This is a genomic window from Chryseobacterium sp. POE27 (assembly GCF_039727685.1).
GTDB lineage: Bacteria > Bacteroidota > Bacteroidia > Flavobacteriales > Weeksellaceae > Chryseobacterium.
The window spans coordinates 302,494-319,457 of sequence record NZ_CP152475.1; the positions used below are offsets into that span (position 1 = coordinate 302,494).

13 protein-coding genes are annotated in these 16,964 nt (G+C 38.0%); 10 read left to right on the top strand and 3 right to left on the bottom strand.

Annotated elements, in window-relative coordinates; all coding sequences use genetic code 11:
* Positions 1-33 precede the first annotated feature (33 nt).
* On the bottom strand, positions 34-927 hold the full coding sequence (locus AAHI02_RS01325) for an SDR family oxidoreductase (protein ID WP_346985089.1): 894 nt from the start codon (positions 925-927) through the stop codon (positions 34-36).
* 140 nt (positions 928-1,067) lie between these two features.
* Here AAHI02_RS01325 and AAHI02_RS01330 point away from each other — a divergent pair, with 140 nt between their 5' ends.
* The 3 genes from AAHI02_RS01330 (at position 1,068) to AAHI02_RS01340 (ending at position 4,372) form a co-directional block, all read left to right on the top strand.
* Positions 1,068-1,655 carry a Crp/Fnr family transcriptional regulator gene (locus tag AAHI02_RS01330; RefSeq protein ID WP_346985090.1) on the top strand — a complete coding sequence of 196 codons (588 nt, stop codon included), beginning with the start codon at positions 1,068-1,070 and terminating at the stop codon, positions 1,653-1,655.
* 178 nt (positions 1,656-1,833) lie between these two features.
* Positions 1,834-2,463: a 3'-5' exonuclease gene (locus AAHI02_RS01335; RefSeq protein WP_346985091.1), complete on the top strand. Its 630-nt coding sequence runs from the start codon at positions 1,834-1,836 to the stop codon at positions 2,461-2,463.
* A gap of 4 nt (positions 2,464-2,467) precedes the next feature.
* On the top strand, positions 2,468-4,372 hold the full coding sequence (locus AAHI02_RS01340; RefSeq protein WP_346985092.1) for a DUF294 nucleotidyltransferase-like domain-containing protein: 1,905 nt from the start codon (positions 2,468-2,470) through the stop codon (positions 4,370-4,372).
* A gap of 478 nt (positions 4,373-4,850) precedes the next feature.
* Here AAHI02_RS01340 and AAHI02_RS01345 read toward each other — a convergent pair whose 3' ends face one another.
* Complete coding sequence (locus tag AAHI02_RS01345; protein WP_042721007.1) at positions 4,851-5,537, bottom strand: NUDIX domain-containing protein; 687 nt, start codon at positions 5,535-5,537, stop codon at positions 4,851-4,853.
* A 528-nt stretch (positions 5,538-6,065) separates the two neighbouring features.
* On the opposite strand from AAHI02_RS01345, the gene AAHI02_RS01350 reads away from it, so the two are divergent.
* From AAHI02_RS01350 to AAHI02_RS01380, 7 genes are all read left to right on the top strand, one after another.
* A complete protein-coding gene (locus AAHI02_RS01350) occupies positions 6,066-8,345 on the top strand; it encodes a glycoside hydrolase family 127 protein (RefSeq protein WP_346985093.1) in 2,280 nt (759 codons plus the stop codon).
* Positions 8,311-8,454: a hypothetical protein gene (locus AAHI02_RS01355; RefSeq protein ID WP_346985094.1), complete on the top strand. Its 144-nt coding sequence runs from the start codon at positions 8,311-8,313 to the stop codon at positions 8,452-8,454. The genes AAHI02_RS01350 and AAHI02_RS01355 overlap by 35 nt, the downstream gene beginning before the upstream one ends.
* A gap of 13 nt (positions 8,455-8,467) precedes the next feature.
* Complete coding sequence (locus tag AAHI02_RS01360; RefSeq protein ID WP_346985095.1) at positions 8,468-10,378, top strand: sialate O-acetylesterase; 1,911 nt, start codon at positions 8,468-8,470, stop codon at positions 10,376-10,378.
* 29 nt (positions 10,379-10,407) lie between these two features.
* Entirely contained in the window at positions 10,408-11,856 is a 1,449-nt protein-coding gene (locus AAHI02_RS01365; RefSeq protein WP_346985096.1) for an MFS transporter, read from the top strand.
* A gap of 8 nt (positions 11,857-11,864) precedes the next feature.
* Positions 11,865-12,983, top strand: a complete 1,119-nt coding sequence (locus AAHI02_RS01370; protein ID WP_346985097.1) for an endo-1,4-beta-xylanase — start codon at positions 11,865-11,867, stop codon at positions 12,981-12,983.
* 108 nt (positions 12,984-13,091) lie between these two features.
* A complete protein-coding gene (locus AAHI02_RS01375) occupies positions 13,092-14,063 on the top strand; it encodes a glycoside hydrolase family 43 protein (protein WP_346985098.1) in 972 nt (323 codons plus the stop codon).
* A gap of 113 nt (positions 14,064-14,176) precedes the next feature.
* Positions 14,177-16,213 carry an alpha-glucuronidase gene (locus AAHI02_RS01380; protein ID WP_346985099.1) on the top strand — a complete coding sequence of 679 codons (2,037 nt, stop codon included), beginning with the start codon at positions 14,177-14,179 and terminating at the stop codon, positions 16,211-16,213.
* Between the two features lie 131 nt (positions 16,214-16,344).
* On the opposite strand, the gene AAHI02_RS01385 is transcribed toward AAHI02_RS01380, so the two are convergent.
* Positions 16,345-16,941 (bottom strand): hypothetical protein, encoded by a 597-nt coding sequence (locus AAHI02_RS01385; RefSeq protein WP_346985100.1) that lies wholly within the window; start codon positions 16,939-16,941, stop codon positions 16,345-16,347.
* Positions 16,942-16,964: the final 23 nt, after the last annotated feature.

A 16,964-nucleotide genomic window follows, 5' to 3' on the forward strand; every position in this document is an offset into this window, starting at 1 on the left:
TGATACATTCAAATATATAGTTGCCATGTTTTTTTAGAAGAAATATTGATTCAGTTCTTCTACAAAACTTCTTTCAGAAGGTTTCCAATCTAATTTTTCCTGAGTCTTCAAACTTGTTGCCGGACAATTTGCTCCAACAAAAAATGTCATCCAAGTGAAATATTCTGGTGCTTCTTCTTGTGACAAGGATTTTACAGGAATATCAAGCTTTTCACCAATTAACTCTGCAAATTCTTTCATTGACAGTTGTTTATCATTATTAACTGCATTATATCTCGCTCCAACTTCTCCTTTTTCAAGTGCCAGACGAAATAGTTTTGCAGCATCTTCACGATGAACAGAAGGCCAGACATTATTTCCCTCTCCAATATAAGCTGCAAATCCTTTTGCCTTCGCCAGTTCAGCAAGGATTACTCCAAAACCTCCTTTGAAACCCGATTCAGAATTTCCATAAACACTTGGGGAAAGACGGATAATAGATGCCCTAACACCAGATTCGGATAATTCTACGAAAGCTTTTTCAGAGAATCTGATTGACTCTGCCGGTGCTTTACTTTCTTCTGTGATTTTTCCGTTGATAAGTGGAAGTCCTAAGGTTCCGCCTGTCACCACAATGGTTTTATCGGTTCCTTTAAGAACTTCGCCCATTGCTTCAATGGCTTTCTGGTCTTTGAGCGCATTAGTCTGATAATCTGAAAAATCGTGAATAAAGGCTGTATGAATTACGCCATCCGCATCCCTTGCTCCTTTTTGCAAAATATCGAGACGATCCAGATCTCCCATTAAAACTTCCGCTCCGGCCTCTCTGATGGATTTTGCAGATTCTTCCGAACGCGCCAATCCAACTACCTTATGTCCGTTTGATAATAATTCTTTTACAACTGCTGAGCCTACAAATCCTGAAGCTCCTGTTACAAATACTTTCATATTCTTAAATTTTGTTTTGTTATAATTTCTGATACAAATTTAGTTATGAATAAATCCCAAAAACGAGGTCATTTGACACAATTTTTACACTAATTCAATAAAAAAAGAATTAATTTTATATATAATTTCAGTTTTGAAAAATGTCAGAGATTCTTAAAAATTATTTTCAGAAGGTCCTTCCCGATTTTACGGATGAAAAGTTTAATTTCATTGTATATAAAAGTCAATTGATAAAACTTCAGCGTAAAGAGATTGTATGCAAACAGGGCGATATTTGTAATCTGAAAATCTTCGTTGCGAAAGGACTTTTGCGAAACTATTCAACCTCTGAAGATGGCAATGAACATATTCTTCAGTTTGTTAACGAAATGTCCTGGACAACAGATCCTGAAAGCTTCTACAACAATACGCCTTCCAAACTGACGATTGAAGCAATGGAATCCTCTGAAATTTTCGTCTTTAATCTTGAAGATTTTGCTGAACTGCGAGAACAAATCCCTGAACTCAATATTTTTGTAGAGAACATTCTGACAAGAAAATCTATGGAAATCCATAAACGGCTTTTGATGAATATCAGCAGCAGTCCGGAAGAAAAATACCTGGATTTCATCAACACTTATCCTGATATTTTCAATAGAGTTCCTCTTCATATGGTTGCTTCTTATTTGGGGCTTTCCAGAGAAACATTATCGCGTGTCCGGAGAAATATTCTGAAAACCGTGATTTAAACTATTATAATCAAACAAAAAAAGAGTTTCAAATTAATGAAGGCAGCTATATATTTGGATGTGCCAAATCAAAAATGCTAGGTGTACATTCAAGTATATTATTACACTATTTTTATTCTTAAAAAAAGATCATTATTAACTACATTTGTATAAATATTCTCCCGTGAAACCTTACCTCATGTTTATCGATACGGAAACCACTTCCGTTCCCAAACGCTGGGATCTTCCGTACTCTGAAACGGCCAACTGGCCTTCAGTGGTTCAGGTTTCCTGGATCGTCTGTTCGGAAGATGGTGAAGAAATCAAAATGGAAGACCGATACATTTTTGAGGACGATCTTGTCATCAGTGAAGAATCGTTCAGAGTTCACGGTATTACTGAAGAATTCCTGAGATCCAGAGGGAAAAACCGGAAAGAAGTATTAACAGCTCTTACTGAAGATATCATAAAATATCAGCCTTTGATCGTCGGACATTTCCTTGAATTTGATCTTCATATTCTGGCTGCTGATTTTCTGAGAGCAGGATTAGCCATTCCTTTCGAGAACAGTCGTTTTTATTGTACGATGCTGAAAAGCAGGCAATATACATCCGGAATTTCATCCACCTACATGCGTCTGCCGGAGCTGTATCGTTATCTGCTGAATGAAACGGCAGAACCTTCGCACAATGCACGTATCGATGCCGGAATGACAGCCCGTTGCTTTTTTGAAATCGGCCGGCGAAATCAGTTGCCTGAAAAAGACCTTGAAGAAAAGCATCACCTGATAGCCGGAAAGCTGCACTTTCCTGTTTTAAAATTTATTTAAGCTTATGGAAAACCTGATCCCGCTTTTACAAAGAACACCTCCTTTCAGCCTTTTGCCCGAAAGTGTACTTTCGGAGGTTGCCGAAAGCATGCAGAAGAAAATATTTCCTAAAGAAACTTTAGCCTACCGCCAGGAAGTGACTGAACTTCAGGGCGTGGATATCATCATGGAAGGAGAATATCAGACCTTTTTCTTTGATGCCTCCCAAAATAAAAGATGCATCGAAATTCATCATTCGCCTTACTGTTTCGGCGGAATTTCCGTAGTGCTGAACAGAGTTCGTGCTTTAAAATCAGTGATGGTGAAAAAAGGTACCATCGTCTACACGCTTCCCAAGAACGAGTTTATGGAGCTCTGCAATGCCAATGAAGAGTTCTTTCATTATTTCACTTCGGATTTTGGCAAGAAAATGCTGGATGAAGAATTTGCCCATTTTGTGAAAACTCCGGCTTCCTTTGAGGAAAGTTATTTTGCTGCAGATCAGTTGTATTCCCGTAAAATAGAGAGTATTGCTTATAAGGACATCGTTTCCTGCTCAGAAAATACGCCCATTTTCGAAGCGGCAAGGATCATGGCTCAAAATAAAGTAAGCTGCTTATTCATCAGACGTGAAACAGATCAGAATATTGTAGGCTATGCCACCGATATTACCCTTCGCGATAATGTGATTGCCCGATGCATAGATCCACAAAAACCCGTGGCGGAGGTGATGGATAATCCTATCGTTTCGATTTCCAGCGATGCTTATCTGTATGAAGCGGTGCTGATGATGTTTAAAACCAAAACAAGATATCTGCTGGTAGAAAAAGACGGTGAAATGGTTGGATTTCTCAGTCGAAACCGCCTTCTGAGCGAGCAGGCACAATCACCGCTCGTTTTTATACAGTCGGTAAAGCAGGCCGGGAACACATCGGAGCTTCGTAAAAAATGGCTTCAGGTTCCGGATATGATTAATCAATTGCTGGGACGTGGAGTACATGGTGAAATTGCCAGTCAGATCATTACCACTATTGCCGATACGATTACCATAAAGGTTATTGAAAACACCATCCGGCAGATCGGAAAGCCGCCGGCACGCTTTGTTTTTATGGTTACCGGAAGCGAGGGGAGAAAAGAGCAGACCCTGAGTACCGATCAGGATAACGGAATCATCTATGAAGATAAAGCCAATGAACATAGGGAAATGGTGCGTGAATATTTTCTGGATTTTGCCAAAAGGGTTTCCGATGACCTCAATACCATTGGTTTTGTGTATTGTAAAGGAGAATTTATGGCCAGCAATCCGAAATGGACGCACTCTTTATCCCATTGGAAAAGAAATTACGAAGAATGGATCAATGAAACCGTTCCAGAAAATGCTATGAAATTTTCTACCCTTTTCGACTGCCGTTATATTTACGGTGAAGAGGCTATTATTGCCGAACTGAAAGATTTTATACAAGAACAGTTGCAGGTCCCGAATGAAAGGTTTTTCTCATTTATTGCTAAAAATGCTTTGCAGTATGAGCCTCCTTTAACCTTTTTTAAAAGGATTAAAACCCAGACCATCGGAAAAGCGGAAGTCTTCGACATCAAAACCGCTATGAGTCCGATTGTCGATCTGCTCCGGGTGTACGCTTTGAAGCATACTATCGACAGTGAAAATACAGGTGAAAGAATGAAAAAGCTTCATGAAGCCGGCGTATTCAGCAAAGAACAATATCAGGAACTGCATCATTCTTATTATTATCTGATGGCATTAAGGCTTAAAAATCAGGTGTATCAGATCAATATAGAAAAGAAAATGCCTGATAATTATATTGAAATCAGCAGGCTTACAAAAATAGAGCGTGTAACGCTGACCGAAATTTTTAAAACGATCAGTAACTTTCAGCAGGGAATCAAAATGAAATTTACAGGAAGCCTATAGAAGATTTCTGTTATTAGCAAAACAATATTCTGCTTCATATGAGTAATGCCTTACTTATCTCGGGTATAGGTCTAGTTACCTTGAGTATTGTCTTACTTACCTCGGGTACAGGTCTAGTTACCTTGAGTATTGCTCTACTTAGGTCGGGTACAAGTCTAGTTACCTTGAGTATTGTTTTACTTACCTTGGGTATAAGTCTAGTTACCTTGAGTATTGTCTTACTTACTTCGGGTATAGGTCTACTTACCTTGAGTATTGTCTTACTTACCTTGGGTACAAGTCTAGTTACCTTGAGTATTGCTCTACTTAGGTCGGGTACAAGTCTAGTTACCTTGAGTATTGTTTTACTTACCTTGGGTATAAGTCTAGTTACCTTGAGTATTGTCTTACTTACCTCGGGTATAAGTCTAGTTACTTTGAGTATTATTTTACTTACCTCGGGTATAGGTCTACTTACCTTGAGTGTTGTTTTAGTACATCAGATTTTAAACATAAATCCTTCCGCGATTTTCTTATTATATTTTTTCTCATCGAAACGATACAAAAAAGAACCCTTTTTGGAAGAAGTCATATCTTTTTCTTCTGTTTTTACAAGGATATCCAGCGCATTGATTTTGCTTATGAAATTCCGTTTGTCGTATTTTTCGTTAAAAATAGCTTCATAGAGACTCTGAAGATCTTTCATGGTAAATTTTTCCGGGAGAAGCTCAAACCCGATGGGTCTTGTGGAAGCTCTTCTTCTCAGTCGGAGAACGGCATCTTTTACCATTTCATTATGATCAAAGATAAGGGTAGGGAAGTCCTGAAGATCAAACCATTTGGCGCTGTATTTTTTATTGATCTGGATGTTTTTTTCAATATTAATAAGCGCATAATACGAAATAGACATGATCCTGGCGGTTGGTTCACGATGAATTTCTGTATAGGAATTCAGCTGTTCGAGATAGATATTTTCCAGGCCGGTCAGGGTATTAAGAACACGATGAGCCGCTTCATCAGAAGTTTCTTCATTGCCGATAAAGCCCCCCATTAATGACCATTCTCCCATTTTGGGTTCAAAATCTCTTTGTACAAGAAGAATTTTAAGATTTTCGCCGTCGAATCCGAAAATAATACAGTCAACAGCTACCAAATGTCTGGGAAATTGAGAATAATCCTGTGTCATCTATTACATTTTTTTACAAATGTAAAGTATTTAAGATTACGATAAATATATAAATGTTTTTTTTACACTTTTTTTTAATGATTTATTTTTAAAAATGTAAAATTCATCTGCCGGAACTGATTTACGGAGAAAAAATACCCATGTTTAAAGTGATTTTTTCTCTAAATTCTATTAATTGCAGGTGAAATTAATGTTAAAATTATGTTAATTTTCAACAACGGTTTCATTTAACCATTAAAAAAATAATTTTTCAACCTTAATATTAAAAATACGATAAGTTGTTGATGATATTATTGTCGATTCTTTTAAAACGTTTTGTATTCATTTTGTACACAATCATTTAGTTTTATCATTCTGATATTCTTATTGATTCATAATCTTATTTTTTATGATAAGTATGTGTTCTTTATTTGGATTTTATGGTTTTATTTGCCGTTCTTTATTGAATACAATATCGGCAGGATTGCAAAAATGTTTTGTATATAGATTCTTTCCTTTATTTTAGAAATGTTGAAATAACATTTATTAATGAATAAAAAACTCCCTGTTATATTATTAGGTTTTGCATCATTAGCTTTTGCCCAGGTAAAGCAGGAAATTCATTATTTCCCGCTGAGAGATGTGAGATTGTCGGAAAGCATTTTCAATAAAGCCATGCAGGCCGATAAAAACTATATCCTTTCTATGGAACCTGACAGGCTTTTGGCACCTTACCTCAAAGAAGCAGGACTGAAACCTAAAGCAGAAAATTATCCTAACTGGGAAAATACCGGACTTGACGGACATATCGGAGGGCATTATCTTTCGGCGTTATCACTGATGTATGCGTCTACAGGAGATCTTAAGATCAAGCAGAGACTGGATTACATGATTGATGAGCTTGATCGTTGTCAAATGTCGTCCGGAGAAGGTTATGTATCAGGTGTTCCCGGTGGAAAGAAGATATGGAAAGAAATCTCAGAAGGTAACATCCGTGCTTCCAGTTTTGGACTGAATGACCGATGGGTTCCTCTGTATAATATCCATAAAATTTATGCGGGACTTCGCGATGCCTATTGGTATGCAGGAAGTGAGAAGGCAAAAGAAATGCTCATTAAGCTTACCGACTGGATGGCGAATGAGGTTTCTGCATTGTCTGATGATCAGATTCAGGATATGCTGCGAAGCGAACACGGCGGGCTGAACGAGGTTTTTGCTGATGTTTATGACATTACTAAAGATAAGAAATACCTTAAGCTTGCCCATAGATTTTCTCATCAGGCGATTCTTAATCCATTGCTTTTGGGTGAAGATAAGCTTACCGGAATTCATGCCAATACACAGATTCCGAAAGTGATCGGTTACAAACGTATCGCTGATCTAGAAAATAACCAGCAATGGAATAATGCAGCCGATTTTTTCTGGCACAACGTCACTGAAAAAAGATCTTCCGTTATCGGAGGAAACAGTGTGAGCGAACACTTTAATCCTGTCAACGATTTCAGCAGCATGATTAAAAGTATTGAAGGCCCCGAGACCTGTAATACCTACAATATGCTGAAGCTTACGAAAGCGCTTTTTGCAACGCAGCCGAAGTCATATTACATGGATTATTATGAGAAAGCGCTTTATAATCATATTCTTTCCACCGAAAATCATGATAAAGGAGGTTTTGTATATTTTACGCCGATGCGTCCCGGGCATTACCGCGTGTACTCGCAACCACAAACAAGTTTCTGGTGCTGCGTAGGTTCCGGACTGGAAAATCATGCCAAATATGGGGAAATGATCTATGCACATTCCGATCATGATTTATATGTTAATTTATTTATTCCATCATCGCTCAACTGGGCAGAGAAAAAAATACTGATCAGGCAGGAGAATAATTTTCCTGAAACGGCGAAGACAAAACTTATCTTTGATCACGCGGGTAAATCACTTGTAAATCTAAGGCTGCGTTGCCCTGAATGGGCGAAATCTTCAGATGTAGCCATAACTATAAACGGGAAAAAACAGGATGTTACTGCTGATAAAGACGGATATTTTAATCTTAACCGAAAGTGGAAAAAAGGAGATGTAATCGAAATGAACCTTCCGATGCATCTTTCCGCAGAGCAATTGCCGGATCAATCCGATTATTATGCTTTTAAATATGGGCCTGTTGTTCTTGCTGCCACCTACGGAACAGACAATCAGCAGGGATTATTAGCAGATGACAGCCGCGGCGGACACATTGCACACGGACCACAAATTCCGTTAAATGATATTCCTGTTATTTTAGGAAACGGTAAGGAAGTTATTAATCATGTGAAACCTGTTAATAATGATAATCTTACGTTTAGTCTGACAGGACTTTATCCGTCCGACAAGTTCGGTAAAGGATTTAAGCTTATTCCGTTTTATAAAATCCAGGAAGAAAGATATATTTTGTACTGGCCACAGGCAGATCAGGATAAAATAGAGACTATCCAGAAAAAGAGGGCCGCAGAAGAAGCAGAAACCAGAAAACTAGATCTTATTACCACAGATAAAATTCAACTGGGAGAGCAGCAGCCGGAATCCGATCATTTTTTTGAAAGCAAAGATTCCAATACCGGATATATGGAAGACCGCCATTTCCGCGATGCGAAAGGCTGGTTCAGTTATAGAATGAAAAACCCGGGTAAAGATGCAGCCTACCTGTATGTTTTATATTTTGATGCGAATACCAACCGTGCTTTAAATATAGATATTAATGGTAAAAAAAGTTTCATCAATGAAGCTGGAAGGCAAGGCCGGAAACTCTCCACAGTTTATGCTTTTGCCGATTCCGGAAACAGAGAAAGATAAAGAAATCCTTACGATAAAATTTTATGCAGAAGAGCAGATGACGACTTCAAAGATCATTGAAGTACGTTTGCTGACTAAAGATTATAATAAATCTGATTCATTAAATTAAAAAAAGATTTTCCATGAAAATATATTCTTCTAAAACTTTATTTTTAATTATAGCCATTTTCAGTTTTAGTTTATTTGAAGCTAAAGTAAAACTTCCCGCATTGGTTTCAGACGGAATGATTCTTCAGAGGAATCAGAAGCTGAAAATCTGGGGCTATGCAGATGCAGGCGAAAAGGTAAATATTAAATTTTTAAATAAAACCTATTCAACGACCGCAGATAATGCCGGAAACTGGGATGTCATGCTTCCCGAGCTCAAAGCAGGCGGGCCGTTTGTCATGACAATTAATGATATTATCCTTAAAGATATTTTAATTGGTGATGTCTGGGTAGCATCAGGACAGTCGAATATGGAACTTCCGATGAGAAGGCTTAAGCCGCTTTACGGGGAAGAAATGAAAACCGTTAATAATCAGAATATAAGATTTTTTACCGTTCCACAGAAATACAATTTTAAAACTCCACAGAATGATTTAGATGGTGGAAAATGGGAAGCAGCCAATCCGCAGACGATTCTTAACTTTTCCGGAGTTGCGTATTTTTTTGCTAAAAATCTTAATGAAAAAAACAAAGTTCCTGTAGGGATCATTCACACAAGTCTGGGTGGTTCACCGGTGCAGGCGTGGATGGACACGAATTCTCTTAAAAAATATCCCGAATATCTCGAAGAAGCGGAAAAATGGAAGAATGATGATTTGATAAAATCTACGGAATCTAGCGAGCAGTCATTAAGCAAAGCGTGGTATGCCGAGCTTGATCAAAGTGATATCGGACTTCATCAGCACTGGGAAAATTTTGACCTTGACGATTCTTCCTGGAAAACAATGAATGTTCCGGGATCATGGGAAGATCAGGAAGGTCCGTTTGAGGGTTCTGTTTGGTTCAGAAAAGAAATAATTCTGCCGAAAGGGTCGTCGCAAAAGACAGCTTTTCTTAATCTGGGGAGAATAAAAGACGCTGATGTGACTTATATCAACGGTGTAAAAGTAGGAAACGTTACTTACGAATATCCTCCGAGATGGTATGATATTCCTGCCGGAGTTTTAAAGGACGGAAAGAATATTATTGCCGTAAGAGTTACCAACGGAAGCGGAAAAGGACAATTCATTGCGGATAAACCCTACTATCTTGAAATCGGCGGACAAAAAATAGATCTTAAAGGTCCTTGGAAATACAGAATTGGTGCTAAAATGGAGAAAATGGCTCCGGGACAGACTTTCATTCGTTGGAAACCGACCGGACTTTACAATTCTATGATCAATCCGCTGATCAATTATAAAGTGAAAGGATTTCTCTGGTATCAGGGCGAAAGTAACACCGGAAAACCTAAAGAGTATGGCGATCTTTTAACAACAATGATCAACGACTGGCGTTCCAAATGGCAGGAAAAAGAAGCGCCGTTCCTGATTGTGCAGCTTGCTAATTTTATGGAAGCTAAAAATCAGCCTGTGGAAAGTAACTGGGCAGAACTCAGAGATCAACAGCGTAAAGTTTCGCTCAATGTTCCAAAATCAGGACTTGCCGTAATCATAGATATCGGAGAATGGAATGATATTCATCCTCTTAACAAAAAAACAGTTGGTGACAGATTGGCTTTGCAGGCTTTAAAAATTGCCGATAAAGAAAATATTGTTGCAGATGGACCTGTTTATCAGTCAATGAAAACTGATGCAAATAAGATCATTCTATCCTTTAAAAAAGGAACTGATGATTTTATTCCGGTTTCAGAATTAAAAGGCTTTGCTATTAAAGGAAAAGATGGAAGTTATCAGTGGGCAAAAGCCAAAATTCAGGGTAAAAATATTATTGTATGGAATAACGAAATAAAAGATCCGGTTTCCGTACGATATGACTGGGCAGATAATCCTGACGGAAATTTAAAAAACAAAACCGGGCTTCCCGCTTCACCTTTTACAACAGAATAAAAATAATTTAAAGAAATCAAATATTTGAAATGAATAATCAGCCACAAAAAATATCGGTTATAGAAAAAGTAGGCTACAGTTTGGGAGATCTTGCTGCCAATCTTGTTTTTCAGACACTGGTAACGTATCTCGCTTACTTTTACACGGATATTTACGGATTAAAGGCAGAAGATGCCTCAGTCATAACGCTTATCGTAGGTTTAATTGCCGGTTTCGGCTTCAATCCGATGATCGGGGCTTTGGCTGACCGTACCAGCACCAAATGGGGGAAATTTCGTCCATGGATTCTTTTTACTGCGGTTCCGCTTGGTATTGCTGCTTTGTTGGCTTTCAGTACACCGGGCTTTTCTTACAAAGGAAAAATGATTTATGCAGCAGCAACTTACTCATTATTGTTGTTATTGTATGCGGCTAATAACTTACCTTATGCAGCATTGAGCGGTGTTATTACAGGAGATATGAGCGAAAGAAACAGTATTTCATCGTATCGCTTTGTAGCAGTGATGTTTGCCCAGTTCTTTGTTCAGGTTTTTATGCTGCCGATTATTTTATCCGCAGGTCATGGTGATAAAGCAGCCGGTATCGAAACGGTAATGACTTGGCTTGCCGTGATAGGCTCTGTAATGCTTCTGATCACTTTTTTCACCACGAAAGAAAGAATTATTCCAAAACCGGAACAAAAATCTACTTTAAAAGAGGATTTAAAAGATATTTTCCAGAATCGACCATGGATCATTATGCTTACCGTAACGGCTTTTATCTTCATTACACTGGCAATGAAAGGAGGGGCGTATGTGTATTATTTTAATAATTATGTAGATGAAACTTCACTTAAAAGCTTTATTTCGCCAATTACTACATTTTTCAATTCAATCGGAATGAATTTCTTCGGTGAAGATCCCAAATCAGCAGGTTTCGGATTATTTAATGCGGGAGGAATCATCATGATGATTGTTGGAATTACTTTTTCTAAAAGATTTGCCGATAAATATGGAAAGCGCGACACCTTTATTGCATCACTTTTCATTTCCACTTTATTTGTTCTGTTCTTTATTTTTTATCCTCCGAAAGCGGTAGGGATCATGTTTCTGTCACAGATTTTACATGGATTCTTTTACGGGATCAGTACACCTTTATTGTGGGCTATGATTGCCGACGTTGCCGATTATTCCGAATGGAAAAACAACAGAAGAGCAACAGCAATTATTTTCTCTGCCATGATGGTAGGTTTAAAGGTTGGGTTAAGTATCGGAAGCTCTTTAGTAGCATTGATTATCGGCAAATACGGATATATTTCTACGGAGGGCGGTGTCAATGCCGTTCAGCCTGAAACAGTGGCGGCGGGAGCCAAAATGCTGGTGAGTGTATTTCCATCCATCCCTTTTTTCATCGCATGCGGACTGCTTTTATTTTACAAAATTAACAAGAAAATGGAAGTTCAGATTGAGAAAGATCTGGCGGAAAGAAGAAAACAATAATTATGAATATGAAGCGTATTATTTTATTTGGTTTAATGACTTTGGCTGTTTCAAATGCAGTGGCCCAAAAATCTGAGAATTCTCTAAAGAAAGCTTTTAAAGATAAATTTTATATAGGAACGGCAATGAGCCTTCCGCAAATTAACGGAACGGATGTGAAATCGGATCAGATCATCACCTCACAGTTCAGTTCAATCGTTGCGGAAAACTGTATGAAATCAATGTTTCTGCAACCTCAGGAAGGAAAATTTTTCTTCGATGATGCCGATCGTTTTGTGGCTTTCGGTGAAAAAAATAAAATGTTTATCATCGGTCATACGCTGATCTGGCATTCGCAATTACCTAAATGGTTTTTTGTGGACAAAGACGGAAAGGATGTTTCTGCTGAAGTCCTCAAGCAACGAATGAAGAACCACATTACCACCGTTGTTTCAAGATACAAAGGTCGCGTGAAAGGCTGGGATGTCGTAAACGAAGCGATTATGGAAGACGGAACGTATAGAAAAAGTAAGTTCTATGAGATTCTTGGAGAAGAATTTATTCCTTTGGCTTTTCAGTACGCACAGGAAGCGGATCCGAATGCTGAATTGTATTATAATGATTACAACGAATGGTTTCCTGAAAAGGTAAAAACGGTAATCAATATTGTTAAAAAGATGAAGTCCAGAGGGATAAGAGTTGATGGTGTTGGTATGCAGACACATGTTGGTTTGGATACTCCGAAGCTGGCTGAGTATGAAAAAGCAATAGTAGATTATGCTTCCGAAGGAGTAAAAGTAAATGTTACGGAGATGGAAATCAGCGCGCTTCCTTCACCTTGGGGAACTTCTGCCAACGTTTCCGACAAAGTGGAGTATGAGGCAAAAATGAATCCTTATACCAAAGGACTTCCTGAAAATGTGCAAAAGGATTGGGAAAACCGTTATCTTGATTTTTTCCGTCTCTTCATCAAACATCAGGATAAGATCAGAAGGGTTACTTTATGGGGGGTGACTGACAATCAGTCCTGGAAAAATGATTTCCCGGTAAAAGGCCGAACCGATTATTCATTACTTTTCGATCGAAATTTCAAAGCAAAACCAGTGGTTGAAAAAATTATTCAATTAACAAAAGAGAAAAATAAATGATAATTGTTGAATAACTATAGTCATCAATCATCAATCATCAATCATCAATCATCAATTTATCATTTATAAATCTATTATCTATCAGTCTATTATCTAAATATCTAAACAATGAACAAAGCAAAATATCTATTCCCGAAAGACTATATGGCAGATCCTTCCGTACATGTTTTTGAGGGTAAAATTTATATCTATCCTTCCCATGATCGTGAAAGTGGCATTGAAGAAAATGATAATGGTGATCATTTCGATATGAACGATTACCATGTTTTTTCTTTAGACGATGTGGAAAACGGAGAAGTTACCGATCACGGTGTCGTACTTTCCGTTAAGGATATTCCATGGTCGGGGAGACAGTTGTGGGATTGCGATGTTGCTTTTAAAGATGGTAAATATTACATGTATTTTCCGCTAAAGGATAAGAATGATATTTTCAGAATCGGTGTTGCGGTAAGCGACAAACCGTACGGGCCTTTTGTTCCTGAAAAGCATCCGATGCTGGGAAGTTACAGCATCGATCCATGTATTTTTGAAGAAAACGGAAAGCATTATATGTATTTCGGAGGGATCTGGGGCGGACAATTGCAGCGTTACCGAAACAATAAAGCGTTGGAATCTGCCATAATTCCTCAGGATGATGAACCTGCCATTCCATCCAAAGTTGCTTTGTTAAGCGACAATATGCTGGAATTTGGCGAAGAGCCTAAAGATGTTCTTATTCTCGATGAAAACGGAAATCCTCTTCTTCACGGAGACAAACATCGTTTCTTTGAAGCCTCGTGGATGCATAAATACAACGGCAAATATTATTTTTCATATTCAACCGGAGATACTCATCTGTTGTGCTATGCGACCGGCGACAACCCTTATGGACCGTTTACTTTTCAGGGTGAAATCTTAACACCGGTTGTTGGCTGGACTACCCATCACAGTATTGTCGAGTTTAAAGGAAAATGGTATTTATTCTTCCACGACAGCGTTCCAAGTGGCGGAAGAACCTGGCTCAGAAGCATGAAAGTGATGGAATTGGAATATGATGCCGATGGTAAAATTAAAACTATTGAGGGATTGGAAGAAAATTAAGAAACTTTGTCAAAGTTTTAAACCAATTTTACAGGCGAACCCGAAGGGTTCAACAATAATAGCCGTAGGTAAAACCTATGGAAAATAAAATTAAAAATTTAAAAAAAATTACAATGCAGCATTTCCGAATGTACTTCATAGTATTGCTACTAATTCCGTTAATGATCTTTGCGGAAGACGGAAGTCAGCTTTGGCTTCGCTTTCCGGCAAAAAATGGGATATCGGCAGATCAGATCATTGCTAAAGGAAATAATCCGACTTTAAATATTGCCAGAAAAGAATTAAGCAGTCATTGGCAAGGACAAACTGTTGAACTGAGAACTGATAAATCATTAAAAAATCTAAAGGATGGTTACACGATAAAATCTGTTCAGAATAATAAAATTGTAATTTCTGCCGGAAAGGAAATAGGCTTGCTGTATGGAGTGTATCATATTTTAAGACTTCAGCAAACCCATGTTTCAACTTTAAATTTAAATATTACAGAAAAGCCTTCTTATGATGTAAGAATTCTCAACCATTGGGATAACCTTGACGGAACCATCGAACGTGGTTATGCAGGCCATTCGCTTTGGAAATGGGAAGATTTACCAAATACAATTTCTCCCCGATATGAAGAATATGCAAGAGCGAATGCTTCTATCGGGATCAATTCTGTAGTATTGAATAATGTTAATGCCTCTCCGAACATGCTTCGCGAAGATTACCTGAAAAAAGTAAAAGTGCTGGCAGATATTTTCAGACCGTATGGAATCAGGGTTTATCTTTCCGTAAATTTTTCGTCCCCTAAAGTTCTTGGAGGAACAGAAAATTCGGATCCGTTAAATAAAAATGTTCAGAAATGGTGGAAGGATAAAGCTTCGGAAATTTATAAATTAATTCCGGACTTTGGAGGATTTTTGGTAAAAGCTAATTCTGAAGGGCAACCCGGACCTCAGGATTACGGAAGAACACATGCTGACGGAGCCAATATGATGGCAGATGTTTTGAAACCGTACGGAGGAATCGTTATGTGGAGAGCTTTTGTGTACAGTCCAAGTAAAGACGACCGTGCCAAGCAGGCTTATCTTGAATTTGTACCTCTTGATGGGAAATTCAGGGATAATGTGATCATTCAGATTAAAAACGGACCGGTTGATTTTCAGCCTCGTGAAGCATTTAATCCTCTATTTGGTGCATTAAAGAAAACTTCGGAGATGGTGGAATTTCAGATCACCCAGGAATATCTGGGACAGGCTAATCATCTGGTTTATCTCGCTCCTTTATTTAAAGAAACTTTAGAAAGCGATACTTATTCTGATGGTGAAGGTTCTACCATTGCTAAAATTACCGACGGAACATTAAGACCTGCGAAATTGACAGCCATTTCCGCTGTAGCCAATATCGGAGAAGATGTGAACTGGACAGGTCATCATTTTGCACAGGCCAATTGGTATGCTTTCGGACGTCTGGCCTGGAATCATGAGCTTACGGCAGATCAGATCGCAAAAGAATGGATTACAATGACTTTTACGGATAATGAAAAGTTTGTCAATCCTGTTAAAGAAATGATGCTGACCTCAAGAGAAACTGCTGTTGATTATATGATGCCTTTGGGTCTTCACCACATTTTTGCTGGAGGACATCATTATGGCCCCGAACCTTGGGGAGATTACAAAGGCGGAAGACCGGATTGGTCGCCGGTTTATTATCACCGGGCAGATGAGCAGGGACTTGGTTTCGACAGGACTAAAACGGGAAGTAACGCGGTTTCACAATATTTTCCTCCTCTCAACGAAATCTACGGAAATATTAAGACATGCCCGGAAGATCTTATTCTGTGGTTTCATCATGTGCCGTGGGATTACAAAATGAAAGACGGAAAAACACTGTGGGATGAGCTGTGTTATAAATACGATTCAGGAGTTCATGAGTTGAGAGATTATCAGAAACTGTGGGATCAGATGGAGCCATATATTGATGCACAGAGGTTTATGGACGTACAGTCAAAATTGAAAATTCAGGCCAGGGATGCCGTTTGGTGGAAAGATGCCTGTTTATTGTATTTCCAGACTTTTTCTAAAATGCCGATTCCTTATAAGATCGAAAGACCGGTACATGAGCTGGGCGATCTGAAGAAAATAAAGCTCAATATGGGTCACCATAATTAAAAAAATAAGGCAACTCTTTCTCCGTGATTTGAAAAGAAGAGTTGCCTTATAAAAAAATAACTGTACGTAAAATTTATCCGGTATTAATCGGAATAACTATATAAATTTAGTCTATAGCTTAAAGAAATTTATTATTTAAGAGAAATTATTTTATTGAAAACATTTCCGTTTTCTTCTACTCTTATGATGTAATTTTCTGATGTTTTAGGATCAAGATTAAATGTAAGATCCAGTGTTCCGTCAGCAGATTGTTTTGCTTCACTGTAGTAGCTGTTATTTGCAAAATCCAGCACTGAAATATTCACAGGCTTGTTTACGTCAGACATATGTAGCTTTACAAAATTACCTGAAATGGTATATTCCGGTTTGTTGATTACGCTTACCGGATTTTTTTCAACTTTCAATACATTGTCTTTCCCGATGCTTATTTTGTATTTTTCAACTTTTGTTTCAGATTCTGCTACGAGGTAATAAGTTCCGGAAGATAATTCCTGCAGATCGTAAGATTTTGATACTGCATTTTCCGTATCTAATTTTTCTGAAAATAATTCACCGTCGATATCGTTATAAACAAATAAGGAAACGTTTTTAGCGTTTAATACCTCAAAGTTTATTGTTTTTGCATTCACATTTCCTAAAGAAATAGAGAAGTCTCTGTCTTTGCTCATCAGGCTTGCAGAGATCAATAAGAAGCCTACAAGAAAACTGGATTTTAATAATGTATTCATAATGATAAGTTTTTTGTTATCAA

Coding starts and splice junctions, on each gene's coding strand:
- AAHI02_RS01375 (WP_346985098.1), top strand. CDS start 13,092: ATGAACAAAGCAAAATATCTATTCCCGAAAGACTATATGGCAGATCCT.
- AAHI02_RS01355 (WP_346985094.1), top strand. CDS start 8,311: ATGCTTTTGCCGATTCCGGAAACAGAGAAAGATAAAGAAATCCTTACG.
- AAHI02_RS01335 (WP_346985091.1), top strand. CDS start 1,834: ATGTTTATCGATACGGAAACCACTTCCGTTCCCAAACGCTGGGATCTT.
- AAHI02_RS01385 (WP_346985100.1), bottom strand. CDS start 16,941: ATGAATACATTATTAAAATCCAGTTTTCTTGTAGGCTTCTTATTGATC.
- AAHI02_RS01370 (WP_346985097.1), top strand. CDS start 11,865: ATGAAGCGTATTATTTTATTTGGTTTAATGACTTTGGCTGTTTCAAAT.
- AAHI02_RS01325 (WP_346985089.1), bottom strand. CDS start 927: ATGAAAGTATTTGTAACAGGAGCTTCAGGATTTGTAGGCTCAGCAGTT.
- AAHI02_RS01365 (WP_346985096.1), top strand. CDS start 10,408: ATGAATAATCAGCCACAAAAAATATCGGTTATAGAAAAAGTAGGCTAC.
- AAHI02_RS01330 (WP_346985090.1), top strand. CDS start 1,068: ATGTCAGAGATTCTTAAAAATTATTTTCAGAAGGTCCTTCCCGATTTT.
- AAHI02_RS01350 (WP_346985093.1), top strand. CDS start 6,066: ATGAATAAAAAACTCCCTGTTATATTATTAGGTTTTGCATCATTAGCT.
- AAHI02_RS01360 (WP_346985095.1), top strand. CDS start 8,468: ATGAAAATATATTCTTCTAAAACTTTATTTTTAATTATAGCCATTTTC.
- AAHI02_RS01340 (WP_346985092.1), top strand. CDS start 2,468: ATGGAAAACCTGATCCCGCTTTTACAAAGAACACCTCCTTTCAGCCTT.
- AAHI02_RS01380 (WP_346985099.1), top strand. CDS start 14,177: ATGCAGCATTTCCGAATGTACTTCATAGTATTGCTACTAATTCCGTTA.
- AAHI02_RS01345 (WP_042721007.1), bottom strand. CDS start 5,537: ATGACACAGGATTATTCTCAATTTCCCAGACATTTGGTAGCTGTTGAC.